General features: G+C 66.3%; 21 protein-coding genes and 1 pseudogene. 10 read left to right on the forward strand and 12 right to left on the reverse strand.

The features are described from left to right. The 7 genes and pseudogenes from A9975_RS24960 to A9975_RS24990 form a co-directional block, all read right to left on the reverse strand. Positions 1-328 (reverse strand): helix-turn-helix domain-containing protein (locus A9975_RS24960; RefSeq protein ID WP_183035107.1); only part of this gene is annotated, 328 nt, incomplete at its 3' end. Positions 329-365: 37 nt separating this feature from the next. Then, positions 366-1,091 (reverse strand): tripartite tricarboxylate transporter substrate binding protein, encoded by a 726-nt coding sequence (locus tag A9975_RS24965; protein WP_183035108.1) that lies wholly within the window; start codon positions 1,089-1,091, stop codon positions 366-368. A gap of 63 nt (positions 1,092-1,154) precedes the next feature. Further along, positions 1,155-1,961, reverse strand: a complete 807-nt coding sequence (locus A9975_RS24970; protein WP_255503430.1) for an SDR family NAD(P)-dependent oxidoreductase — start codon at positions 1,959-1,961, stop codon at positions 1,155-1,157. A gap of 213 nt (positions 1,962-2,174) precedes the next feature. After that, entirely contained in the window at positions 2,175-3,272 is a 1,098-nt protein-coding gene (locus A9975_RS24975; protein ID WP_183035109.1) for a substrate-binding domain-containing protein, read from the reverse strand. A gap of 112 nt (positions 3,273-3,384) precedes the next feature. Beyond that, positions 3,385-4,006, reverse strand: a pseudogene (locus A9975_RS24980) (flavodoxin family protein). 133 nt (positions 4,007-4,139) lie between these two features. Next, the gene (locus A9975_RS24985) at positions 4,140-4,667 is read right to left on the reverse strand and encodes a hypothetical protein (protein WP_183035110.1); all 528 of its coding nucleotides are present in this window, start codon (positions 4,665-4,667) and stop codon (positions 4,140-4,142) included. Positions 4,668-4,750: 83 nt separating this feature from the next. Beyond that, the gene (locus A9975_RS24990) at positions 4,751-5,302 is read right to left on the reverse strand and encodes an ATP-binding protein (protein ID WP_183035111.1); all 552 of its coding nucleotides are present in this window, start codon (positions 5,300-5,302) and stop codon (positions 4,751-4,753) included. Positions 5,303-5,678: 376 nt separating this feature from the next. Here A9975_RS24990 and A9975_RS24995 point away from each other — a divergent pair, with 376 nt between their 5' ends. The 10 genes from A9975_RS24995 (at position 5,679) to A9975_RS25040 (ending at position 17,895) form a co-directional block, all read left to right on the forward strand. Beyond that, positions 5,679-6,944 (forward strand): serine protease, encoded by a 1,266-nt coding sequence (locus A9975_RS24995; protein ID WP_183035112.1) that lies wholly within the window; start codon positions 5,679-5,681, stop codon positions 6,942-6,944. Positions 6,945-7,069: 125 nt separating this feature from the next. After that, complete coding sequence (locus tag A9975_RS25000; protein WP_183035113.1) at positions 7,070-9,490, forward strand: penicillin-binding protein 1A; 2,421 nt, start codon at positions 7,070-7,072, stop codon at positions 9,488-9,490. Between the two features lie 301 nt (positions 9,491-9,791). After that, positions 9,792-10,460, forward strand: a complete 669-nt coding sequence (locus A9975_RS25005) for a CDP-alcohol phosphatidyltransferase family protein (RefSeq protein WP_183035159.1) — start codon at positions 9,792-9,794, stop codon at positions 10,458-10,460. 8 nt (positions 10,461-10,468) lie between these two features. Further along, positions 10,469-11,311: a 2OG-Fe(II) oxygenase gene (locus tag A9975_RS25010; protein ID WP_183035114.1), complete on the forward strand. Its 843-nt coding sequence runs from the start codon at positions 10,469-10,471 to the stop codon at positions 11,309-11,311. Next, the gene (locus A9975_RS25015; protein WP_183035115.1) at positions 11,308-12,315 is read left to right on the forward strand and encodes a flippase-like domain-containing protein; all 1,008 of its coding nucleotides are present in this window, start codon (positions 11,308-11,310) and stop codon (positions 12,313-12,315) included. The genes A9975_RS25010 and A9975_RS25015 overlap by 4 nt, the downstream gene beginning before the upstream one ends. Positions 12,316-12,347: 32 nt before the next feature. After that, positions 12,348-13,112 carry an NTP transferase domain-containing protein gene (locus tag A9975_RS25020; protein ID WP_150984325.1) on the forward strand — a complete coding sequence of 255 codons (765 nt, stop codon included), beginning with the start codon at positions 12,348-12,350 and terminating at the stop codon, positions 13,110-13,112. Between the two features lie 53 nt (positions 13,113-13,165). Then, the gene (aepX, locus tag A9975_RS38460) at positions 13,166-14,815 is read left to right on the forward strand and encodes a phosphoenolpyruvate mutase (RefSeq protein WP_220810889.1); all 1,650 of its coding nucleotides are present in this window, start codon (positions 13,166-13,168) and stop codon (positions 14,813-14,815) included. Beyond that, positions 14,812-15,993, forward strand: coding sequence for a phosphonopyruvate decarboxylase (aepY, locus tag A9975_RS25030; protein WP_183035117.1), 1,182 nt, complete (start codon positions 14,812-14,814; stop codon positions 15,991-15,993). The genes aepX and aepY overlap by 4 nt, the downstream gene beginning before the upstream one ends. Then, entirely contained in the window at positions 15,994-17,058 is a 1,065-nt protein-coding gene (locus A9975_RS25035) for a 2-aminoethylphosphonate aminotransferase (RefSeq protein WP_183035118.1), read from the forward strand. It begins immediately after the preceding gene. A gap of 150 nt (positions 17,059-17,208) precedes the next feature. Continuing rightward, positions 17,209-17,895 (forward strand): ABC transporter substrate-binding protein, encoded by a 687-nt coding sequence (locus tag A9975_RS25040; protein ID WP_183035119.1) that lies wholly within the window; start codon positions 17,209-17,211, stop codon positions 17,893-17,895. Between the two features lie 43 nt (positions 17,896-17,938). Here A9975_RS25040 and A9975_RS25045 read toward each other — a convergent pair whose 3' ends face one another. The 5 genes from A9975_RS25045 to A9975_RS25065 form a co-directional block, all read right to left on the reverse strand. Beyond that, entirely contained in the window at positions 17,939-20,023 is a 2,085-nt protein-coding gene (locus A9975_RS25045; RefSeq protein ID WP_183035120.1) for a bifunctional diguanylate cyclase/phosphodiesterase, read from the reverse strand. 174 nt (positions 20,024-20,197) lie between these two features. After that, the gene (locus A9975_RS25050; protein WP_183035121.1) at positions 20,198-21,523 is read right to left on the reverse strand and encodes an MFS transporter; all 1,326 of its coding nucleotides are present in this window, start codon (positions 21,521-21,523) and stop codon (positions 20,198-20,200) included. Between the two features lie 108 nt (positions 21,524-21,631). After that, the gene (locus tag A9975_RS25055) at positions 21,632-21,847 is read right to left on the reverse strand and encodes a DUF2783 domain-containing protein (RefSeq protein ID WP_174427511.1); all 216 of its coding nucleotides are present in this window, start codon (positions 21,845-21,847) and stop codon (positions 21,632-21,634) included. A gap of 35 nt (positions 21,848-21,882) precedes the next feature. Beyond that, positions 21,883-23,616 carry an FAD-dependent oxidoreductase gene (locus tag A9975_RS25060; protein WP_183035122.1) on the reverse strand — a complete coding sequence of 578 codons (1,734 nt, stop codon included), beginning with the start codon at positions 23,614-23,616 and terminating at the stop codon, positions 21,883-21,885. Between the two features lie 54 nt (positions 23,617-23,670). Further along, complete coding sequence (locus tag A9975_RS25065) at positions 23,671-24,630, reverse strand: MBL fold metallo-hydrolase (RefSeq protein ID WP_183035123.1); 960 nt, start codon at positions 24,628-24,630, stop codon at positions 23,671-23,673. Positions 24,631-24,831: the final 201 nt, after the last annotated feature.

Here is a 24,831-nt window from a genome sequence, read left to right on the forward strand (position 1 = left end):
GCTCACCGATCAGCGACAGCGTCCACAGCCCGAACTCGAACTTGTACTGCAGCGGCGTGTTGTCCCTGATTGCCTTGGCCAGCCAGCGCATTTCCTCGGCGCTGATCTTTGGTGGGCGGCCGGGTATCGGCTTAGCCAGCAGCGCCGTCTGCCCGCCGTTGGCAAAGTCGGCCAGCCAGCGATAGACGCTGCGCACATTGACACCAAAGGCCGCAGCCACGCTTTCTACCGTCTGGCCTTCGCGAATAGCCTTCACTGCCTGCTGCCGCATTACCTGCAAGGCTTGATGCTCGATCGACCGAGCATCCGAGTTTCGTTTGCATTTCATGAAAGCATTGTCTCACATGACAATACTTTCTAAAAGGTTAGTAGCTCTTCACCCCGGGCAGGCTAGGCGAGCGCGAGGTACAGGTGCCGATCGCCTTGACCTTGCCGGACTTGACGAAGGGCGTGCCCGAAGTCATGTCCACATAGCCCAGCTTGATATGCCCGGCAACGATGTCGTTGAGTACCTGTGGCACGGTCTTGTAGGGAATATGCGTCATCGAGGCGCCGGCCAGTTGCTTGAGCACCTCGCCGCAGAATTGGCCCGTGGAGCCGGTGCCCCAACTGGCGTACTGCACTTCGTTGGGATGGCTTTTGGTGTACGCCACCAGCTCCTTGATGTCGTTCGCGGGAAAGTCGTTGCTGGCCACCAGCAGGATGGCGGCCGTGCCGACCTGGCCGATGGCGGTGAAGTCCTTCACCGGGTCATACGGCAGCTTGGTGTAGACCGCAGCGTTCAGCATATGCGTGGTCGCGCCGCCGAGCGTGAAGGTGTAGCCGTCGGGCGCCGCGCGCGCGACCGCTTGCGTGCCGATGATGCCGGAGGCCCCACCTTTGTTCTCCACCACGATGGGCTGCTTCAGGATGGCCGACATGCGCTGCGCGAGCACGCGGCCAAGGATGTCGCCGCCGGAGCCGGCCGAGATCGGCAGCAACAGGCGGATGGGGTGGGAGGGATAGTCGGCAGGGGATTCACTGGCCTGCGCTGCGATTGCGGGCACGGCAAGCGCGACGACGAGCGTGGCGGCGGCTAGGTGGCGGGGCATGGGGCGTCTCCTGGTTCTTTGTTATGTGCCGCGGCGCGGCCTTTGATTTGCTGTCTGTTTCCGTCAAAGCCCCAGTCCGCCGTCTACCACCATCTCCAGCCCCGTCACATAACGCGACTCATCGCAGGCAAGGAACAACGCCGCGTAGGCGATATCCCACGGCGTGCCTTGCCGGCCCATGGGGCAGCGGCTGTTGCGAAACTCGCGCGCGGCCTGCACGGCGGCTTCGTCGCCATCGGTCAGATGGGCCGCGTGCGGCGTATCGATCAGGCCGGGCAGGATCACATTGCAGCGCACCTGGTCCGCGGCGTAGCGGCGCGCGAGGATCCGTGTCATGTGGTTGAGCGCGGCCTTCGATGCGTTGTAGGAGAGAAAGGGCATCGGGCCCCATTTGCGGCTGGCGATCGACGAGATGTTGATGATCGAGCCGCCGCCCTGCGCGATCATGTGCGGCATTGCCTTCTGGCAGGCGAGCATGGCGCCTTTGAGGTTGATGTCGAACACCCGGTCCCAGGATTGCTCCGTGATGTCCTCTAGCTCGCCGATCTCCTCGATGCCCACGTTGTTGTGCAGCACGTCGATGCGGCCATAGCGCTCGCGGCAGGCCTGCACCATGGCAGCCAGCCGGGCGCCGTCGCGCACGTCGGCCTCGAAGGCGCTGGCGCTTCCGCCCGCATCCTCGATCTGGCTCGCGGTCCTGCGGGCCAGCGCCAGGTCGCGGTCCACGCACAGCACCCGCGCGCCTTCGCGGGCGTAGACGATGGCGGCCGCCGCGCCGTTGCTGGTGTCGGCGCCGATCGATCCCGCGCCTACGACGATGGCTGCCTTGCCGGCAAGCCGGCTCATTCCTTTGCGATTGCTGTCCGGCATGCTAGGGCTGTCTCCGTGGGTGATCTTTGGGTGATCTTTACGTGATCCCCGCTACCAGGGATGGGAAAAATATAGCACTGAATTGAAACGTTTCATATAAAGGGTAAACGACTGCCTGCAAGGGCTCGAGCCAGGGTCAGGGCATGCCGCATGGGCGGCATTGCGCTGCCCGGCGGGGGCTTGCGTGATGGGTCCGGGGATAAGGCGGCAGGCCTAGCTGGCGAGGCGCTTCGCCCGGCCTCGCGCTGGTTTTCTGCCTGCCCCCGTGCCGATGGCGGCGCAGGACTCGCGCAGGATCAGCTCGCAGGTCAGCATCAGGTGCGCGGTTGCGCCAGGGCTGCCTTGCGGCTCGATGCCGGGCTCCATCTCGGCAAGGAGCAGGCGGGCGGCATGGCGCCCCAGGTCCTGCAGGTTCCAGGTGAGCGTGGTCAGCTCGGGCGTGTGCACCTGGGCCAGTTCGGTATCGCCCACGCACACCACCGACAGGTCGCCCGGAATGTCCCGTCCGGTCTGGCGCGCCGCCTTGAGCGCGCCGGCGAGCAGGGTCGTGCCCAGCCCAAAGATGGCGGTCGGCGGCGCGGCTTGCTGGAACAGCGCCAGGCATTGCGAAAAGGCGACGTCCATCGAGCTGGTGTCGATGCGCACAAGCTCCAGCGCATCGCCGAGGCCGCGCGCGGCGGCAGCCGTCTCGAAGGCATGCCAGCGCTCGCGCGCCGGGCGCAGGTGCGAACTGGGGAAGAGCAGGGCAATGCGGCGGTGGCCGAGATCGAGCAGATAGTTGGCGGTCTTCAGCGCGCCGCTGAAGTGGTCCACCTTGACGCTGGGCCGGTCCGGGGCGATATCGCGGTCCAGGATCACCAGCGGCACATCCACCTGCGCGATCTGCTGCTGCAGCTTTCCGGAGCTCTCGGAGCCGGGCGCGAACAGCACGCCGTCAACGCCGACGCGGGTCACGTCCAGCAGCAGCTCGCATTCGCGTTCGGTGTCGTTATGGGTGTCGACCAGCAGCAAGGTGTAGCCGGCTTCGCGCAGCACTTGTTCGGCCGCGCGCACGATCACGCCGTAGAAGCGGTTGGTGATGTCCGGCACCAGGCAGGCCACCAGGCGCGAGCGCCGCGAGCGCAGGCTGCGGGCCGCGGCGTTGGTGACATAGCCGATCTTGCGCGCCACCTCGAACACGTGGGCGACGGTCTCGGCGGACGGGCCGTCTCGCCCCGCCATCACATTGGAGGCGGTGCCAACCGAAACGCCCGCTTGCTCGGCCAGGTCCTTCAGGGTCGGCTTGCGCTGCGCCGCGGCTTTTTTCTGCATGGCACTCCACGGATATCGTCGTTTCCTGTGGCATGCAGTGTAGCACGCTATGAAACGTTTCAATCACGTGGAGCGCATTGGGGCGCATGGGTGTGTCCTGGGGTGCAAGCCCTCAGGCGGCCTTCTTCAGCGACGCCAGTGCCGCGCGGCCAGCGGCCAGCTGCTGGGCCACTTCCGCCACGCGCGCACCCAGGTGCTCGGCCGTGCGCAGGTCTGCCAGCGGCGGCACCACATCAGCGCTTTCGTCCGCATTCGACTGCGCTGCCGCACCCAGGAAGAAGCCGTGGCGATTGAGCGAATCCTCGGTCGACTTCGAGTTGTTATGGCCGGGGGGGCAGGCCAAGGTTGACCCAGTGCATGCCGTGTTGCGCGGAGAAGATCGCGATCTGCTGCAGCGTGGCAAGCTTGTCGCCCGAACGCGAGGCCGAGTTTGTGAAGCCCGCCGCCACCTTGTTGGCCCATTTGCCGCCCTTGGCGAACACGTTGCGCGAGGTGGCGTCCATAAAGCCTTTGAACTGCGCCGACGCGCTGCCCATGTAGGTGGGCGCGCCGAAGATGATGCCGTCCACGTTTTCGAGCGTGTCCCAGTGCTGGTCGATGTCGTCGACGCTGATCAGCAGGCTCTTTACGCCATCGACGCTGGCGGCACCGCGTGCAACGGCCTGTGCCTGCCTGGCGGTGTGGCCGTAGCCGCTGTGGTAGACGATAGCGATTTGGGTAGCGTTGGGGTTCATGATGCGGTGCCTCGAAAAAGTTGGAAATATTTGAATTTGGCTCGCATCGCGTGGATTACTGGATCTGCTTGATTGCTGGGCCGGTGAGGCAAGTCTAGGCGCCGGCAGATCGCGTTAGTGACTGAAATCTCAATTATTCATTGAAATATTTTGAATTGTCGGGCGAGGCCGGGGATTCTGTGCGCCTGGCATTTCGTGCCCACCGTGCCAGGCGCCGATGACGGTGGCGAAACAGCCATTTCACGACGGCTGCGATCGCGTTGCCACCGCCGGGCAGCCAGGCCGCGGGTCCGCGCAAGGCAAAGGTGAGCCGGTCGTGCACCTCGCAGCCGCCAGGGGTGTCTCTGACCGTTCGTTCGTGCACCCAGCTGCGCATGCTCAGCATCCGCGACGTTTCCTTGAAGCGGTAGCCCGGCCCCACCTCCGCCAGCATGATGTCGTCCGCATCCACGGGAAACATGCCGAACGCCAGTAGCCAGCTGCGGCCAAGCCGCTCGCCAAGCGGCAGCTCGCCGATCGCCTTGCCGCGCATGGCGGGCGGCGCCGTCATGCGCAGCCAGGGAAACAGCTCGTCGTTGATGCCTTCGGACGTGGTCGCGCGCTGCCATGCCTGGCTGGCACTGATCGGCAAGGTGGATGCAAGCTCGAACATCAGGGGCATGGCGGTTTTCGATTAGTGGGTGAACATGTTCGCCATGATAGCGAGCCAAACCATGCGGCCCGCTGCCTCCCCGGCTTTGCCTGTCAGGTTGTCGCCGCGCCGGCCTCGGATGGCACATGCCGGATCACGTTGAAGCCCTCGTCCGGCGAGGGCGCCACGAAGTAACGCGTGATGGCATCGAACTGTGCATCCGTTGTCTCGAACGGATGCGTGCCGCTGGCGTTGCGCGCGCGCAGGCGCGCCTTGCACACGGCGTCAGGCACATCGAGGTAGTGGAGTTGATGCGCCACGCCCGCCTGCTCGACGATGGCCCTGGCCCAGCTTCGCGTGGCCGGCGTGTTGGCAGGGAAATCAAGCACGACCGACAGGCCCGCCAGCAGCAGCGCGTCGATGTGGCTGGCCATGGCGTCACGCAATCTTGCGGCACAGCGGGCATAGTCGGCGACCTCCCGGATCTCGCCGGGATACAGGCGTGACAGCCAGTCGTCCTCGCTGATCCGCACGGTGGCTGGCCGGGCAGCAAGCTGCCTGGCCAATGTCGATTTGCCGGAGCCGATCTTGCCGCAGACCATATAGAGGACGGCGGGTGCTGCTGCTTGTGCTGCTTCTGCTTCTGCGGGGCGGGTTGGCTGCATCTTCGGGCTCCTTGGTGTTTGCAGGCCCCAAGGAGACGGGCACAAAAAACCCGCCTCGTTGGGCGGGTCGCTTTGTGTGCTCAGTCCACGTGCGCTAACCCACCATCCCAGGGATGGTGCGAATAATCGACGGGTTTTGCGCGCGGGTCATGGCGCAGATGTTAACGGATCGCCGGCTTGCCCGCAATCGCCTTCGCGCGGCGGCGCCGCCCTTGTCCTATCGCCCCGGCCATTGCAGAATACGGCCACGCCAGAATAGATAGACCCTCACGATAAACCCTCACCGCCGTCGCGCGTTTGCGCGAAGCCGTCTGCCTTGCCACGCGGACCGGCAACCCCTCCCGGCTTCCTGCCTATGACAAGGTCACCGCAACCGATGCGCCGCTTCGCCCTGATCGTTACTCCTGTCTTCCTGGCGCTCGCCGCCGCCAATGCCAGCGCGCTCGATGCCGCGCAGCTGCTCACCAAGCTCACGCCAAGCATCTATGCCGTGCGGGCAATGGGCGCCAATAACGCGCCGCTGGCGTCCGGCTCCGCCGTGGTGATCGGCCCGGGGCAACTGGTCACGGCTTGCCACGTGCTGGCCGGTGCGCGCGCGATTGCCGTGCGGCGCGACAACGTGAGCTACGACGCCACGCTGGACGCGCCGGACGTGGATCGCGACTTGTGCCTGCTGCGGGTGGCGAACTTCAGCGCGCCGGCCGTGAGCGTGTCGGCCGCGGCGGCACCGTCGTTCGGACAGAAGGTGCTTGCGGCAGCCAGCCCGGAGGCCGCGGGCGTGGTCGTGCTGGACGGCAGCGTGTCCGGGTTGCGCGCGGGCTCGGACGGCAAGCTGGACCGCATCGAGCTCACGCTTGATTTCCCGCCGGCGGCCAGCGGTGGCGGCCTGTTCGATGAGACGGGCAGGCTCGTGGGCATCCTGTCGGCAGGGCGCGCGCCCGGCGAAAAGCCCAAGGCGTTGCCCGCCAGCTGGATCGCTCAGATCAAGGAGCGCGGCGTGGCGGCGATGGCCAGCTATCGCGCGCCAGCGCCAGCGCCAGCGCCGGCGGCTGCGGCGCCTGTGGTGGACGAGGCCGGCGCTGCCCCGGCTGGCGGCGCGTCGCCCCGCGTTGGCGAGGTCTGGCGCTATGAACTGGTCGACAAGCTGACACGCAAGCGGCGCGATGTGGTCTACCGGGTCGATCGCGTCGAGGATGAGCGCATTACGTTCAACCAGGGCGCCCGCGTCGAGACCCTGGACGGCCGCGTCGCGCGGATCAGCACGCCCAGCGGTGGCGAGTTCGATGGCGCATCGCCGCCGCGCGGCTGGGTGCCCGAAGACGTCAAGCCGGGTGCCCGATGGAAATACAGTTACAAGCAGGCCGGCACCGACTTGCGTACGGAACTCACCGGCGAGGTGACCGGGGAGTCCACCATCACGGTGCCCGCCGGCAGCTTCCGCGTCTTGCGCCTGGCCTACAAGGGCTATGTGGCGCGGCCGTTCTACGGCGTCTCGTATGGCGCACCATCCTCCGTGCCCTACACGGCGGTGGCGTGGTATGCCCCGGAGCTCAAGCGCGTGGTGCGCTTCGATGCCAGCTACGCGTCCAAGTACGAACGCGTGGACGAAAGCCTGGTGCTTGCGGAGCACCGCTTCGACTGAAGTGGCCCCGATGGGGCCTTGATTCCCAGGCGCGGGACGATATGCCGGGGTGCAGCAAGCGATTTTGGTAGGATGCAGACCTTTCTTCGTGCCGGAATGTGACTCCGCCCCATGCTGCTTGCTTCATGAATCTGGCCCAGATCAAAACCCTGGCCGCCGAGCGGCTTGCCCGCCTGCGGCGCCCCACGCGCCGCGGCGTGGCCAAGGCAGTGGCCGCCGTGCCGGTGCTGTTCCTGCTCTATGTGCTGGTGCTGATTCCGTTCACCCCGGGCATCAGCGATATCCGCAAGGCCAAGTCCGACCAGCCCGCGCAGATCCTGTCGGCCGATGGCAAGCCGCTGGCCGTGTTCAAGTGGGCCAACCGCGAATGGGTCCGCCTGGCCGATATCTCGCCCAATGTGACGACCGCGCTGATCGCCACCGAGGATCACCGCTTTTACCAGCACTTTGGCCTGGACTGGCGCCGCATGGGCTCGGCCGCGCTGCATACCTTCTCCGGCGACCGGCAAGGTGGCTCCACCATCACGCAGCAGCTGGCCCGCAATCTCTATCCGGATGAGATCGGCCGCGCGCCTACGCTCACGCGCAAGCTCAAGGAAGCCATCACGGCGCTGAAGATCGAGGCGCTCTACACCAAGGACGAGATTCTCGAGACCTATCTCAACACCGTGCCGTTCCTGTACAACGCTTACGGCATCGAGATGGCGGCGCGTACCTACTTCGATAAATCCGCCGGCCGGCTGGACGTGCTGGAGAGCGCCACGCTGATCGGCATGCTCAAGGGCAACAGCTACTACAACCCGGTCATCAACCCCGAGCGCGCCGTGCAGCGGCGCAATACCGTGCTGGCGCAGATGGTCAAGTACCAGAAGCTGGAGCCGGCGAAATACGAGTTGCTGAAGAAGCGCCCGCTGCGCATCGACTTCGAGCGGCAGACCGAGCCGCCCGGCCCGGCGCCGCACTTTGCCCAGCAGCTGCGCAAATGGCTGATCACCTGGGCGGACCGCAACGACTACAACATCTACACCGACGGGCTGGTGGTGCGTACCACCATCGATTCGCGCCTGCAGGCGCTGGCCAACCAGGCGGTGGCGCGCCAGGGCAACCAGCTGCAAGGCATCGCCGACGCCGCGTGGGCGCCGCGCTCGGGCTGGGCCGCCAACAAAGACCTGGTACAGGCGTTTGTGCGCGAGACCCCGGCGTACCGCACGGCCAGGGAGTCCGGGCAGACACCGGAGGCGGCCATGAAGCAGTTGCTGGCTGACACCGCCTTCATGCAGGCGCTGCGACAGTCCAAGACCCGCATCCAGGCTGGCTTCCTAGCGCTGGACCCGCGCACCGGCGAAATCAAGGCATGGGTAGGCAGCCGCGACTTCACCCTGGATGCCTTCGATCACGTCCAGCAGGCGCAGCGCCAGCCGGGTTCCACGTTCAAGCCGTTCGTGTATGGCGCGGCCTTTGAGCAAGGTGCCAAGCCCGACGACACCTTCGTCGACCAGGCAGTGGAAATCCCGCTGGCCGGCGGCGAGGTCTGGCGGCCCTCCGACGATGGCCCCCCGAGCGGGCGTGCCATGAGCCTGCGCGATGGCCTGGTGTATTCCAAGAACACCATCACCGCGCAACTGATGCAGAGCGTTGGCCCGGCCAAGGTGGCCAAGCTGGCGCGCGCCATGGGCGTGCGGCAAAGCCGGCTCGATCCCGTGCCCTCGCTGGCGCTGGGCACCAGCCCGGTCACCTTGAAGGAAATGGTCAGCGCCTACGGCACCATCGCCAATCAGGGCGCCTACCTGGAGCCGGTGATGGTATCGCGCATCGAGGACCGCAAGGGCGAGGTGCTGGAGACGTTCCGCCCCGCGTCACCCGAGCAGGCACTGCCGGTTGCCACCGTGCAGACGCTGATTGACGTGATGCGTGGGGTGATCGACCGCGGCACTGGCGCGAGCATCCGCACGCGCTTCGGCATCCGCGCGGATGTCGCCGGCAAGACCGGCACCACGCAGGACAACGCCGATGGCTGGTTCATCCTGATGCATCCGCAACTGGTAGCCGGCGCCTGGGTCGGATTCAACGACAGCCGGGTGACGCTGCGCAGCGACTACTGGGGCCAGGGCGCGCACAGCGCGCTGCCGATGGTGGGCGACTTTTTCCAGCGTTCGCTCCGGTCCCGCATGATCGATGCGAACGTCCGCTTCGTGGAGCAAAAGGAGACCGGCCTCTTTGAAGCCTTGGGCTGGACGATACGCGGCTGGTACCAGCGGTGGTTCGGGCCGGCGGCCAAGCCCGAAGCGCCGCCCGCGCCCAAGCGGGCGGCGCGCCCGGCGCCGGAGCCGGCGGCGGCGGCCGAGCCGGACACCAGCGTGGCGGCATCGGCGGTGCCGCCCGCCTTGCCGGGCGTGGGCAGCCCGGCCATTGAGCAAGGCGCCGTCGATGCGGCACCGGCCAGTGCCCCGGCGCAGGTGCCGGCAAGCGCGCCGTCAGTCATGGCGGCGCCATCCTTCACGCAAGACGATGCCAGGGCACGGGCCAGCGAAAGCAGCCAGCCCTGAAGCCGGGCCCGGCGCGACGTTGATCGCCGCAACCCCGGGTTCCGCCGCGCCAGGTTCAGCCCGCCGGCATGCGGAAGGTAAACGCGTCTTCGACGGCTTGTGGGCGACTTCCAGGTCGCCGCCGTGCACGCGCGCTTACCGTTGCGGGTCACATCGCTTAACATAGCGGTTTGACTGGCGTATGCCCCCAAAAGCGGCCCGGCCGGCCTTTCGGCGTTGCGTCCGCACAATGCAAGGTGCGCAATCCAGCGCTAGTATGCGAGCCGTGCGGCAGCTTTCCTGCCGGTGGACCTTTTTCCAGATGAACAAAAATCCAAAGAATTCCCGTGGCGAGCCTCCCGCTCCGCCTACCTGGGACGCCCGTCTGGCGCGCGCGCTTGTCCGCCCGCTCAAGGACTCCTGGGTCACTCCGAACCACTTGACCACCCTGCGGCTCGTGATCGGCCTTGCCGGGGTAGCGTGCCTGATGCAAGGCGGTTTCGCGTGGACCAACTACGGTGCGCTCCTGATCGTGGTGTCCAACTTCGTTGACCATACTGACGGAGAATTGGCAAGAATTAGCGGAAAATCGAGCAAGATAGGCCATTTTTATGACCTGGCAAGCGATGCGCTGATTACCGTCCTGCTCTTCGTGGGCATGGGCGTAGCCATTTCCGGGCAGGCCGCGGCAGACACGATGTCGCCTGTGCTGCAAGGCACGCTCGCCGGCGTGGCGGTGGCGCTGATCTTCTTCCTGCGCATGCGGATCGAGTCGCGTGTGGGGAAAAGCGGGACGAAGCAAGCCTCTGCCGGCGGTTTCGAGACAGAAGACGTGCTTTACCTGCTGCCGCTCGTTACGCTGACCAGCGGCATCGCGCCGTTCCTGATGGCGGCCTCGATCGGCGCCCCCCTGTTCGCGGCCTGGGTCATCATCGATTACTGGCGCGTGATGCGGCGTCCCCTGCCGGCCACGGCTTCGACGGAGATCTGAGAAACCCGATGAGCGAGCAAGCCAACGACATCACGCTGGACGACCCGTCCTCCGCTTCGGTTCCCTCCCGCCAAAGGCCGGCCGCGGAACCTGCCCTCGGCGCCATGCTGCCCAATCCCGATGCCTGCGTGGCCGAGCGCACCGCCCGGCTCGACAGCAAGCAGCTGCGCGCCGATTTCGTGCGCCAGGGCGCTTTCCTGCACCTGGAGGATTTCCTGGCGCCTGAGGTCACCGCGCAACTGGTGGCCAGCGCCCGCGCGCTGGTGCCGCAGATCAACCGCAATTACCTGCCCGGCCACAAGCAGGGCGGCAGTGTCAGCCGGCACACCATCGACGAGCGCGCGCCGTTCATCGCCGAGCTGTACCGGTCGAAGGCGCTGATCGGCTGGCTGGAGCAGATGTGCGGCGAGAAGCTGCTGCTCTCCCCCGACTCTGATCCCCATGCCTACGCGCTGTATTACTACACGCGCCAGGGTGACCACATTGGCTGGCACTACGACACCTCTTATTACGACGGCCGCCGCTACACGCTGCTGCTGGGCGTGATCGAGGAATCGTCATGCCGCCTGGACTACGAACTGCACACGCGCGACGCGCAGGTGCCCGATGAGCCCGGCTCGGTGCAGACCACGCCCGGCGGGCTGGTGTTCTTCGATGGCGACAAGCTGCGCCACCGCATCACGCCGGCCGGCGCCAACGAAATGCGCGTGTCGCTGACTTTCGAGTACGTGACCGATCCGGGCATGCGCCCGTGGCTGCGCTTCATCTCCAATATGAAGGACGCGGTCGCCTATTTCGGCTTCCGGCAAGTGTTCAAGAAACTGGTGCCGGGCCAGAAGCCACGCCCATGACCCGCGCTGCCATGCTCTTCCTGTCGATCGGTGCGGCGCTCTTTGTCGCGCTGCTCGCCTGGCAGGGATTCGGCTCCGTCGCGTCGACGTTCATGTCGGCCGGCTGGGGCCTGGTGCTGGTCGCCGCGTTCCACCTGCTGCCGCTGGTGCTGGACGCCGGCGCCATCTACGTGTTGTTCGACCGCCGGGCCGGCCACGGCACCATGCGCGACGCGCTGCTGGCGCGCTGGGCCGGGGAGTCCGTCAACAGCCTGCTGCCCGCGGGGCAGATCGGCGGCCCGGTCCTGATGGTGCGCTACTTGGCGCAGCGCGGCACGCGCATGCGCGACGCCGCCGCGGCCATCACGGTGAGCACCACCATGCAGGCGCTGGCGCAGATGGTGTTCGCCTTTATCGGCCTGGCGCTGTTTGGCTTGTATGGCGGGCACGACGCGCTTGCGGACCTGCGCACGCCGACCCTGGTCGTCACCGCCGTGCTTGCGCTATGCATAGCGGGTTTCTACGTGGTGCAGAAGCGCGGCCTGTTCGGCCGGGTGCTGCGCCTGCTGTCGAAGGTATTCGGCAAGCGCGACTGGTCGGGGTTGACCATGCGCGCCGATGCCGTGGACGCGGCCGTGCAAGGCATGTACCGCGACCGCCGCAAGGTGGCGTCCACCTTCGCGCTGAGCCTGGTGGGCTGGCTGGTCGGCACGGGCGAGGTCTGGCTGGCCCTGCATTTCCTCGGGCATCCCGTCAGCTGGCTCGACGCCTTGCTGCTGGAGAGCGTGGGGCAGGCGATCCGGGGCGCGGCATTTGCCATTCCCGGCTCGCTGGGCGCGCAGGAAGGCGGCTACCTGCTGCTGGCGCCCATCGTCGGCCTGCCGCCCGATGCGGCGCTGGCGCTATCCCTGGCAAAGCGCGCCCGCGAGATCGGGCTCGGCGCGCCGGGGCTGCTGTATTTACATTTGAGTGAACGAAAATTCCAACGGCGGCGCGCAGCAGGTGTGCAGCGGGCCGCCGATTGATCGATGGCAATTTGCATGGGTGCGGAGAACGAATGCGAGCAATCATCCTTGCCGCGGGCCTAGGCCTGCGACTTCAGCAACAACCCGGGGAGCAATTCCCCAAGTGCCTGCTGCGTTTTGAGGGCATTACCCTGCTGGAGCGGCATCTGCGCATGCTCGACGCGGCCGGGGTGGACGAGATCGTGCTGGCGCTGGGCTTTCAGCCGGAACACGTCGAAGCCGAACTGGTACGGCTGGGGCGCGACCCCTATCCGGAGATCGTGCTGAACCCGCGTTACGACCTGGGCAGCGTGCTGACCGTGCACACGGTGGCCGATGCGCTCACGCGCGGCGGCGACGTGCTGCTGATGGATGCGGACGTGCTCTACGACGAGCGCATCCTGAGCGCGCTGGTGGCGGGCGGCACCACCAACCGCCTCTTGATCGACCGTGATTTCGAAGCCGGCGACGAACCCGTCAAGCTGTGCCTGAAGGACGGCGTGCCGGTGGAGCTGCGCAAGCAGCTCGCGGTTGGCCTGGAATACGACACCATTGGCGAGTCGGTCGGTTTCTTCCGCTTTCAGGAGCAAACGGCGCGCCGCCTGGCGCAGATCGTCCAGGGATACGTCGACAGCGGCCGCTCGAACATGCCGCACGAAGAAGCGGTGCGCGACCTGCTGCTCGAAGGCGGCCACGTATTCGATGTCGCCGATGTGAGTGGCGCACCGTGGATCGAGATCGATTTCCCGAACGACGTGGCGCGTGCGCGCGACGAAGTCCTGCCCGAACTTCAGCCGATTGTGGGAGTAGCACAGTGAACGCGATTGACCCGATTTTCTCGACTGCCTCGCGCAGCGCCCGGCTGCGCCAGATGATTGTCGGCAACGAGCTGGAATTCATGATGGAAGCCCACAACGGGCTGTCCGCGCGCATCGTGCGCGAGGCCGGTTTCAAGGCCATCTGGGCTTCTGGCCTGGCGATTTCCGCCCAGTACGGCGTGCGCGACAACAACGAAGCCAGCTGGACCCAGGTGGTCGACACGCTGGAGTTCATGGCCGACGCCAGCGACCTGCCGATCCTGCTGGACGGCGACACCGGCTACGGCAACTTCAACAATGTGCGCCGCCTGGTGCGCAAGCTCGAGCAGCGGGGCATTGCCGGCGTGTGCATCGAGGACAAGCAGTTTCCCAAGACCAACAGCTTCATCGACGGCGAGCGCCAGCCGCTGGCCGAGATCGATGAGTTCTGCGGCAAGATCAAGGCCGGCAAGGATTCGCAGTCGGACGACAACTTCTCCATCGTTGCCCGCGTGGAAGCCTTGATCGCAGGCTGGGGCATGGACGAAGCCCTGCGCCGCGCCGAGGCCTATCGCCAGGCCGGCGCCGACGCCATCCTGATCCACAGCAAGCTGTCGCGCCCGGACGAGATCCTGCAGTTCGCGCGCGAGTGGGCCGGCCGGGGCCCGCTGGTGATCGTGCCGACCAAGTACTACAGCACCCCGACCGAAGCCTTCCGCAAGGCCGGCATCAGCGTGGTGATCTGGGCCAACCACCTGATCCGCGTGGCGGCATCCTCGATGCAGGCCGTGGCCAAGGAAATCCACGACAGCGAGACGCTGGTCAACGTGGAAGACCGCATCGCCACCGTCAACGAGATCTTCCGCCTGCAGGACGCCGACGAATACTCGACCGCCGAGAAGATCTACCTGTCCGGCTCGCAAGCGCCGGGCGCGGCGGTGGTGCTGGCGGCCGGCCGTGGCACCGGCCTGGAGCCCCTTACCGAGGACCGTCCCAAGGTCATGCTGCCCGTGGCCGGCAAGCCGCTGCTGCGCTGGCTGGTGGACGCGTTCAAGAAGCAGTCGATCAACGACATCACCGTGGTGGGCGGCTACCAGGCCAAGGCCATCGACACGGCCGGCATCAAGCTGGTGGTCAACGAGCAATACGCGCAGACCGGCGAGCTGGCCTCGCTGGCATGCGCCGTCGACGGCTTGCAGACGGATACCGTGATCGCCTACGGCGACCTGCTGTTCCGCAGCTATATCCTGCGCGACCTGCTGGAGAGCGACGCGCCGTTCAGCGTGGTGGTGGACTCGTCGCTGACCACGGAGTCGAACCAGAGCGTGCGTGATTTCGCCTATTGCTCCGCGCCCGACGACCGCGACCTGTTCGGCCAGAAGATCCTGTTGCGCCATGTGTCGAGCAAGGGCCAGGAGCCGGGCGCCGCACAAGCCCAGGCACCGCACGGCCGCTGGATCGGCCTGCTGAACGTGCGCGGCGAGGGCCGCGCGCGCCTGCAGAAGCTGGTCGCCGAGCTGCGCAAGCGCGACGACTTCAACACGCTGGACATGCCCGCGCTGCTCAACGCGCTGGTCGAAGCCGGCGAAGAGATCGAAGTGAAGTATGTGCACGGCCACTGGCGCGGCGTGAACGACCTCGACGACTTCCGTCGCGCGGGCGATTTCGCGCATACGCAGACGCCGTTTGCGGTCGGCGGCACGGACGCAGAGGAAGCCCGATGATCGAAGCGGCACAGTTTGTCGAGGCCGCGCGTGCGCGCGGCTTCGACTGGTATGCCGGGGTGCCCTGCTCGTATCTCACGCCGTTCATCAACTATGTGATGCAGGATCCGTCGCTGCACTACGTGTCGGCGGCGAACGAAGGCGATGCGGTGGCGCTGATCGCCGGCGTGACGCTGGGCGCGCAGGGTGGCCGCCGCGGCGTCACCATGATGCAGAACTCCGGCCTGGGCAATGCGGTCAGCCCGCTGACCTCGCTCACGTGGACGTTTCGCCTGCCGCAGTTGCTCATCGTGACCTGGCGCGGGCAGCCGGGCGTGGCTGACGAACCGCAGCACGCGCTGATGGGCCCGGTCACCCCGACGATGCTCGACACCATGGAAATCCCGTGGGAAACCTTCCCGACCGACCCGGCCGAGGTTGGCCCGGCGCTGGATCGCGCGGTGGCGCATATGGATGCCACCGGCCGTCCGTACGCGCTGGTGATGCAAAAGGGCAGCGTCGCGCCGTATGCGCTCAAGCAGCAGGAGCAGCCCGCGCCGCGCCCCAAGTGCACGCCGCTCTCGGGCGCGCAGGGCGCATCGCGCGATGGCCTGCCGACGCGCCGCGACGCGCTGCAACGCGTGATCGCGCATACACCAATGGACAAGACCGTGGTGCTGGCATCGACCGGCTTCTGCGGGCGTGAGCTTTACGCGCTCGACGACCGAGCCAACCAGCTCTACATGGTGGGTTCGATGGGCTGCCTCACGCCCTTCGCGCTAGGCCTTGCGCTCGCGCGTCCGGACCTCAACGTGGTCGCCGTGGATGGCGACGGCGCGGCGCTCATGCGCATGGGCGTGTTCGCCACGCTCGGCGCCTATGGCCCGGGCAACCTCACGCATGTGCTGCTCGACAACGGCGCCCATGACTCCACCGGCGGACAGGCGACCGTGTCGCACCATGTCTCGTTTGCCGGCGTGGCGTCTGCCTGCGGCTATGCGTCGGCGGCCGAAGGCGACCAGCTCGACCTGCTAGACCAGACGCTCACGGCCGCGCCTGCGAGCGCCACCGGCCCGCGTTTTGTCGCGCTGACGATCAGCGCCGGCACGCCGGATGGCTTGCCGCGCCCGACCATCACCCCGGTCGATGTGAAGACGCGCCTGGCGCGACACATCGGTGCCGACCAAGGAGGGAAGTAAATGCTGCTACTCAATCCGGGCCCCGTTACCCTGTCGGAACGTGTCCGCCAAAGCTTGCTGCAGCCCGACCTGTGCCACCGCGAAAGCGAGTTCTTCGACCTGCAGGACGAAGCCCGCGCACGCCTGCTGGACATCTACGAGCTGGATCCCGCCGAGTGGGCCGCGGTCCTGATGACCGGCTCCGGCACGGCGGCGGTGGAGAGCATGATCGCCGCGCTGGTGCCCGAGCAAGGCAAGCTGCTGATCGTCCAGAACGGCGTGTACGGCGAGCGCATCACGCAGATCGCCACGCAGTACCGCATCGCCCATGAGGTCGTTGCGCACGACTGGATGCAAGCGCCCGATCTTGCCCGCATTGCCGCCGCGCTCGAAGCGGACTGCGCGATCACGCACGTGGCGGTGATCCATCATGAAACCACCACCGGCCGCCTGAACGACCTCCAGGCACTGGACGCACTGTGCCGCGCGCGGGATGTGCGCCTGCTGGTCGATGGCGTGAGCAGCTTCGGCGCCGAGGCGATCGATTTCGGCGGCAGCATTGCCGCGGTGGCGGCCACGGCCAACAAGTGCCTGCATGGCGTGCCGGGCGCATCGTTCGTCATTGTGCGGCGCAGCGCGCTGGAGCAAGCCGCCAGCCGGACGTACTACCTCGATCTCGGGCGGCTCGCGCGCTTGCAGGACCAGCGCAATACACCGTTCACGCCGTCGGTGCATGCCTATTACGCACTGGTGGAAGCGCTGCGCGAACTGGCGCAAGAGGGTGGCTGGCGCGCCCGCCATGCGCGCTATGCGGCCCTTGCGGAACGCGCGCGCGCCGGGCTTGAGGCCCTGGGCATGCCGGCCCTGTGGCCGTCGGACCAGTCCTCCGTGGTGCTGCGGGCCTACCGCTTGCCGGCCGGCTTGTCGTATCCCCAGTTGCACGACGGCCTGAAGGAACGCGGGTTTGTCATCTATGCGGGCCAGGGCGGGCTGTCGGCCGAGCTGTTCCGCATTTCCACGATGGGCAATATCCAGATGGATGACATCGAGCGCTTGCTGCAAGGTTTCAAGGCGCTGACCCAGTAATTGCCTGCTGGCATTGGCCGGTGCGTGGTGCGCGCCGGCCACTGTCGTTTTCGTCATTTTATTTTTGGCGGCAAAGCACTAGCATTAGGCAAGAGATGCGGGTACCCCGGGCCCCGGGCGAGCGCATCTTGTTCGTGGAGGATCATTGCGATGCCTCGCCGTTTCCGCCATCGCTTTGCCCGTGCGGGATGCCACGCCACCGTGCTCGCGGTTTGCGCCGGCTTTGTCTTTGTCCTTGGCGCATCCTTGCCCATCACCGCGCCGGCAGCGACACCTGGCGAGAGTCCCGCAGCCGTGGGCGTTGACCGCGCCTCGCCGGACCGCATGGTCCGCGCCGCCGTCGAAGGCGTACTCACCACCATCCAGGCCAACGCCGACACCCGCAACGGCGATCTGGACAAGATCACGGCCGTGGTGCGCCGGCAGTTCCTTCCTTATGCCGATTTTCAGCGCACTACCCGGCTTGCGGTCGGCAGCGCCTGGCGCACTGCCACGCCAGAGCAGCAGAAGCAGCTTTACGAGCAGTTCCAGACGCTGCTGGTGCGCAGCTACGCCTTGTCCCTTTCACAAGTGCGCGAGCAGACGCTGAAGTTTCGCTACAAGGCGCCGCGGACCGCGGGAAAGGATGTGGTGGTGGAGACCAGCGTGCTGAACAACGGGGATGAGGTGCAGATCGATTATCGGCTGCAGAAGGGCGCGGCGGGGTGGTCGATTTACGATATCAATATGAGCGGGGCTTGGCTGATTGAGGTTTATCGTAAGCAGTTCGCGGATATTGTGGCCAAAGGGGGGATTGAGGGGTTGGTCAAGTATTTGGCTAGTCATAATGCGGCGTGAGGTAGCCCGCGTCGTTTAGTGGCCCCAGGGTATGGGGCCTTCTTCATCCGGCATCCAATAGCAGATTGTCGCTGGACAGCGATTCAATCAGGTTCTCCGCGGACATTGGCCGTCCGAGCAGGAATCCTTGCAGCGAATTGCATCCAAGCCGCGTCAGGAACTCCTGCTGCTTCGCCGTTTCGACCCCTTCTGCAACGATATTCAAATTCAACGTCCGCCCCAGCGCCACAATGGCCGAGACAATCGCCGCATCCTCGGTATCGCGTGACAGGTCCCGGATGAATCCGCGATCGATCTTCAGCTCGCTCGCAGGCAGCCGCTTGAGGTACAGCAGGCTCGAGTAGCCGGTGCCGAAGTCGTCGATCGAGATGCGCACGCCCATGTCGTGGAGCTGCTCGAGGATCTGCAGGCTGGCGTCCGCGTCGCGCATGGCCGTGGATTCGGTGACCTCCAGCGTCAGGCAGGCTGGCTCCAGCTCATGCCGGGCCAGCGTGTCGCGCACGGTCGCGATCAGGCTGGCGTGCCGGAACTGCAGCGCCGAGAGGTTGACCGCCATGGTCCACTCGGGGCGGCCCTCGTTGCGCCATGCCCGCATCTGCCGGCAGGCTTCGTCCAGGATCCAGTCCCCGATCGGCACGATCAGGCCGGTTTTCTCCGCGAGGGGGATGAACTGGTCCGGGGCGATCAGGCCGCGCGTGGGGTGCATCCAGCGCACCAGGGCTTCCACGCCGACTATCGGGCCGCTGGGGGCGGTGAGCTTGGGCTGGTACTGCAGGGTCAGCTCACGGCGTTCCAGCGCCATGCGCATGTCCTGCACCAGCTGAAGCTGCTCGTGCACGTTGGCGTTCATCGATGCTTCGAAGAAGCAGATGGTGTTGCGGCCCAGCGCCTTGGCGTGATACATCGCCGCGTCGGCGTTGGTCAGCAAATCGTGCTGGAGCTCGCCATCGCCAGGGTACATGGCGATGCCGATGCTGGTGGAGACGCGCAACTCGCGCCCGGCTACCTGGAAGGGCTCGCGCATGGCGCTCAGCACCTTTTCGGCAAGGGTGGCGGCATCCGCCGGCTCGTTGACGCCGGCCAGCAGCACGAACTCGTCGCCGCCCAGCCGTGCAATGGTGTCTTGCGACCGAACATTGGCGCCGATGCGCCGCGCGACTTCCACCAGCAACTGATCGCCGACGGGATGGCCGTAGGCGTCGTTGACCGCCTTGAAACCGTCCAGGTCCATGAACATCAGGGCGAAGCGGCTCTTCTCCCGCGTGGCGCCCTGGATCGCCTGCTCGAGCCGGTCTTCCAGCAGTGCGCGGTTGGGGAGCTTGGTGAGGTTGTCGTGCAGCGCCAGGTAGGTCAGTTCCTGGTTGGCTTCGGCGAGTGAGATGGCCAGCATGGAGGTGCGGGCTTCCAGGCGCATGTCGAGCACCGAGGTGATCAGGGCAATCGCCAGCACGGCCAGCGTGACGACGATGATCACCACGGCCAGCCAGCCGGAGTCCATGCCGTCGCGCGCCGCGCCGCAGACGGCGCCGATCGGAAATTGCGCGGCCGCCATGCCGGTGTAGTGCATCCCGGCGATGGCAAAGCCCATCACCACCGATGCGCCCGCGCGCAAGGGCCGCACCCAGACGGACTCGCGCCGCAGGTTGAACGCGATCCACAGCGCCGTGCCCGACGCCAGGACCGCAATGACCACGGACAGGACGAACAACGAGGGGATGTAGTGGATACCCGGCACCATGCGCAGTGCAGCCATGCCGGTGTAGTGCATGCCGGCAACGCCGCTGCCGATCAACAAGGCGCCGCCAGCCAGGCGCCGCCATGGCAAGGTCTCCCGGCCCACCAGCCAGAGCGCGAGCGCGGATGACGCGATGGCGATCAGCAGCGAGGCCACGGTGATGGGCAGGTCGTAGCCCAGCGGAATCGGCAGGTGGAACGCCAGCATGGCGATGAAGTGCATCGACCAGATGCCGGTGCCCATGGCGCAGGCGCCGCCCGCCAGCCACCAGTGGGCCGCGCGCCCTTGCGCGGTGGCAATGCGCCCGGCCATGTCCAGGGCGGTGTAGGAGGCCAGCATCGCCACAAGCAGTGAGAACAGCACAAGCAAACTGTTGTAGCTACCGGCGTGCATGGAAGACCTTTCTGGATGTTGACCTGGAACTGCCTGGAGGCCGCCTTGTGCGCACGCGCAAAGCGAGCGTGCCAAGGAAGGCGCCAGTACGCCCCTCATATCGACAAGAGGGCGGGCAAGTTTAGTCGAAACCCCAAAAAGATGGGAGCTCGGGGGCCAACTGGCCCCCGGCGATCAGTGCCGTGGCTCGGCCTTCGGCACGCCCGCCCACATGGCGGCGCCGCTGGCCAGCAGCAACGCCGCGAGCAGGTACAGCGCGTTGTCCATGCTGCCCGTGTGCGTCTTGATTTGCCCGATCACCCACGGGCTGACGATGCCGCTGGTAATGCCGATGCTGCTGATAAAGGCAATGCCGGCGGCAGCGGTGTGGGCTGGCAGGTGGCTTGGCGGCAAGGACCAGAAGATCGGCAATGCTGCGAAGATCAGCACGCACGCGGCGGACAGCAGCGCGAGCATCGCCGCGAAGCTGGGCAGGTGCAGGGTCAGCAGCGCCAGTGCCAGCGCGCCGCCCACCGTGCAGGCGACGAAATGGCGATGCCGCTCGCCGCGCCGGTCGGAGTGGCGGGCGATCAGGATCAGGCCGACGGCGCCGACGGCGTTCGGGATGACGGAGTAAAGACTGATGGACATCACATCGGTGATGCCGAAGTCCCGGATCATCAGGGGCATCCAGAAGCTCAGCGTGAGCGAGCCGCAGGTCAGCGCGAAGTAAATGAAGGCAAAGAGGTAGATGCGCGGGTTGCGCAACGCCTCGATGAGCGCGCTCAACGAGTGCGCGCGCGTGGCCTGTCCGGCCGGCCCGTTATGCGCGGCGAGGAATGCCTTCTCCGGGGCGGTGAGCCAGCTCGCCTGCTGCGGGCCATCGACCAGGAACACCGCGGCGGCGAGCCCGAGCAAGATGGCGGGCGCACCTTCGATGGCAAACATCCACTTCCAGCCATAGAGCCCGAGCACGCCGGCCATGTCGCGCATGATCCATCCCGACACCAGCCCGCCCAGCACGCCGGCCACGGCAACGCCCGCGAAGAAAATGGCCATCACGGCGGCGCGCCGCCGCGCCGGGAACCAGTAAGTCAGGTACAGCACGATGCCGGGGAAGAAGCCGGCTTCGAACACGCCCAACAGGAAGCGCAGCGTATAGAAGTGCGTGGGTGTCGACACCCACATCATGCCGACCGACGCCAGGCCCCACAGCAGCATGATGCGGGTGAAGGTGCGGCGGGCGCCAAAGCGGGCCAGCAGCATGTTGCTGGGCACCTCGCACAGCACGTAACCCACATAGAACACGGCGGCGCCCAGCCCGTACATCGCATCGCTGAAGCCCAGGTCCTGCTTCATCTGCAGCTGGGCAAAGCCGATATTGATCCGGTCGAGGAAGGAGATGACGTAGCAGACAAAGAGGAAAGGGATGATGCGCAGCCAGATCTTGCGATAGAGCGCGTCTTCGTCGCGGGCAGCACGAGCCGGGGGCGCAATGGCCCCTGCAGAGGAATAGGTCATGGATTGTCTCCGGGAACGCGGGCCCGGCCGGGCCCTGGATGCCGACGTCTGGTGCGTATTGGCAATGAGTGGAAGCGGGAAGCGGGAAGCGGGCCGCGCCCGCTGCAATCAGGCTTGCGCGCTGATCTCCGGCGCCGCGCCCTGCCGCGCGAGCTGCATGGCGGCGGCGAGCGTGTCGTGGTCGCCGATGTGATTTGCGAGCAACAGGATCAATTGCGCATTGGCCGCCTGGCTCTGGCCGTCGTCGAGATCGCGGTGCATGTCGATCAGGGCTTCGTAGAAGTCGTCGGCGCGCGCCAGGTTGGGTTGGGTGTTGAGTGCCATTGCTGTCTCTCTGACTCAGAATGTCGCGGCGGGATTCATGCCGCTACCGCAGCGGCCGCTTGCGCTGCCGGTGCGCCGGTCTGCGTGCCGAGCAAGTTGCCGGTCGCGCGTGACATGGCCTGCTGGACGGCGGCGATGTCGACCTGCCGCCAGCGCGCGCAGACATGCTGGTCGGGGCGGATCAGGTACAGCGTGCCGGGCCGCGCGTCATAGCGCTGCGCCGCGAGTCCCTCGGCGTCGTGCCACACCGCTATGCCGGGCGATGCAGCGGACATGGCTTGCGCGCTGACCACCACCAGCCTGAGCGGCACGGTGCCTTGCTGCAGCCGTTGCAAGGCGGCCAGGCTGTCGGCGTCGGGTATGCCGAACAGCAGCGCGGTGAATTGCCCGCCTAGTTGCGGCAGCAGCCATCCTTGGCCTTGCGCACTGGAGATCGGCGCATCCACGCAGGCCGTGCCCGGCACCATGGTGCCGGCAAAGTCGCCGGTGTCAGGCGTGTTGAGCGTCGAATCGCGCAGCACCGATGGCAACGACAGCCGCCCGCTATTCACCAGCTGCCGGGCGAACGCATGCGTCTTCGACAGCGCCAGCACGGCATCGCGGAACACCTTGCTGACCGCACTCTTCGGTGTGATGAAATCCGTCGAGCGCGTCGAGTTGCGGATGTTCTCGTCGGCGGCGTATTCGCGCTCGCTCGCATAGGTGTCGAGCAGGCTGTCCGGCGCGCGGCCCTGGATCACGTACGCCAGCTTCCACGCAAGGTTCTCCGCGTCCTGCACGCCGCTGTTGGCGCCGCGCGCGCCGAACGGCGAGACGCCATGCGCGGAGTCGCCGGCAAACAGCACATGGCCATGGCGGAAACTGTCCATGCGCAGGCAGGAGAAGGTATAGACGCTGACCCATTCCAGCTCGAACTTCGCGTCCGGCCCGAGCAGCGCCTGCACGCGCGGAATCACGCGCTGCGGCGTTTTTTCCAGCACGGGATCAGCGTCCCAGCCGAGCTGGAAGTCGATGCGCCAGACATTGTCGGGCTGGCGGTGCAGCAGCACCGACTGGTTCGGATGGAAAGGCGGGTCGAACCAGAACCAGCGCTCCGTGGGGAATTCGGCTTCCATCTTCACGTCAGCGATCAGGAAGCGATCCTTGAATGTGCGGCCCTTGCTGTCCAGGCCCAGCAGGTTGCGCAGCGGGCTGCGCGAGCCGTCGGCCGCCACCACGTAGCGTCCGGTGAGCGCATAGGGGCCGTCCGGTGTGTCGACGGTCAGCACCACGGCCGCGTCCGGCGTGCCGGCGTGACGCTGTTCGATGCCCGTCACCTTGTGCTTCCAGCGGATCTCCAGGTTCGGCAACTGGCGTGCACGATCGAGCAGGAAGCCTTCGACGTAATACTGCTGCAGGTTGATGAAGGCCGGCCGTTGATGGCCCGCCTCCGGCAGCAGGTCGAAGGTGTAGACCTGCTCGTCGCGCACGAAGACCTTGCCGACGTGCCAGCGCACGCCCTTGTCCACCATGGGTTCGCCGCAGCCGAGCCGGTCGAAGACATCCAGCGTGCGCTTGGCAAAGCAGATCGCGCGCGATCCGCTCGACAGCGTGCAGTCATCATCCACCAGCACCACCGGCACGCCGTGCTGGGCCAGGTCGATCGCGGTGGCCAGGCCGACCGGCCCGGCGCCGACGACGATCACCGGGTGCGGCTTGCCCGCGTGCGCCTGCCTTTGCTCGCGGCAGGGCTGGTACTCAAATGACTGGTTCTGGTAATCGTTGCTCATGCTTGTGTCTCCATCCACGCTGTACGGCCATTCCATCTATGCGGCGATTGGCCTTCAGTTTTGCAGCGCGGCCCACATTTCCTTGTCGCGCTGCGCGGTCCAGATGCGCGGATGCTGGATGCCGCTGGCCTCATCGAAGGCGCGCGACACGTCGAACGGCAGGCAGTGTTCGTAGATGAAGACGTGGCCGAATTTCGGGTCCATCGATTTGCGCGTATGGGCCATCGCGCTCTTCAGGTCCAGGCGGTCCACCACGGCTTCCTTACCCGCCTGGAACAGCGTGGTGACGAAATCCTTGGTGTACTCGATCCCCTTCTTGACCTCTTCCGGATTGGTCAGGGCCGGGCCGCGGCCGGGGACGAGCTTCTCGGCGCCCAGCGCCTGCAAGGCGTCGAGCGTGGCAGGCCATTGCTCGAGTTGCGCGTCGCCGCAGTAGCAGGCCGCGTCGTACTCCACCAGGTCGCCGGAGAACAGCACCTTCTGCGACGGCAGCCAGACCACGGTATCGCCCTTGGTGTGGCCCGAGCCCAGATGGGCGATGCGCACTTCGAGCTTGCCGAGGTACAGGGTGATTTCTTTCTCGAACACCAGCGTCGGCCAGGTAAGGCCCGGCACGGTTTCCACGCCGGCGAACAGGCGCGGGAAGCGTTCGATCTCCGACTTCATGTCGGCCTCGCCGCGCTCCACGATCATTTCGTAGGTGCCGCGGCTGGCGATGATCTGCTGCGCGCCTTCGGCGAAATAGGCCGAAGCACCCAGCACGCGCACCGCGTGGTAGTGCGAGAGCACGACGTACTTGATGGGCTTGTCCGTCACCGAGCGGATCCTGGCGATCAGGTCTTGCGCCATGGCGGGCGTGGCGGTGGTGTCGACGATCAGCACGCCGTCGTCGCCAATGATCACGCCGGAGTTGGGATCGCCCTCGGCGGTGTACGCGTAAGCGTTCTCGGAGAGCTGGGTGAAGGTGACTTTCTTGGCTTCCAGGTCGGCCTGGGATGCGAATGCCTTGCTCATGCTTGCCTCATCTCTTTTGTCTTGCGTGGGGAAAAGACGAGACAGCAGGCGCCGGAGCGGATCACTGCATAGCGGGGGACTGTCTCGCCCCGTATTCACTCTATAGCTGCACCGGTATCGGGGTAAGGCCATCTTAGGAATCGCAGTGAAATTAGTCAATAACAAATCGTATTGTTTTTGACTAACTAACTTGGCGAGACG

The organism is Cupriavidus sp. UME77 (assembly GCF_014170355.1).
Taxonomy (GTDB): Bacteria; Pseudomonadota; Gammaproteobacteria; order Burkholderiales; family Burkholderiaceae; genus Cupriavidus; species Cupriavidus basilensis.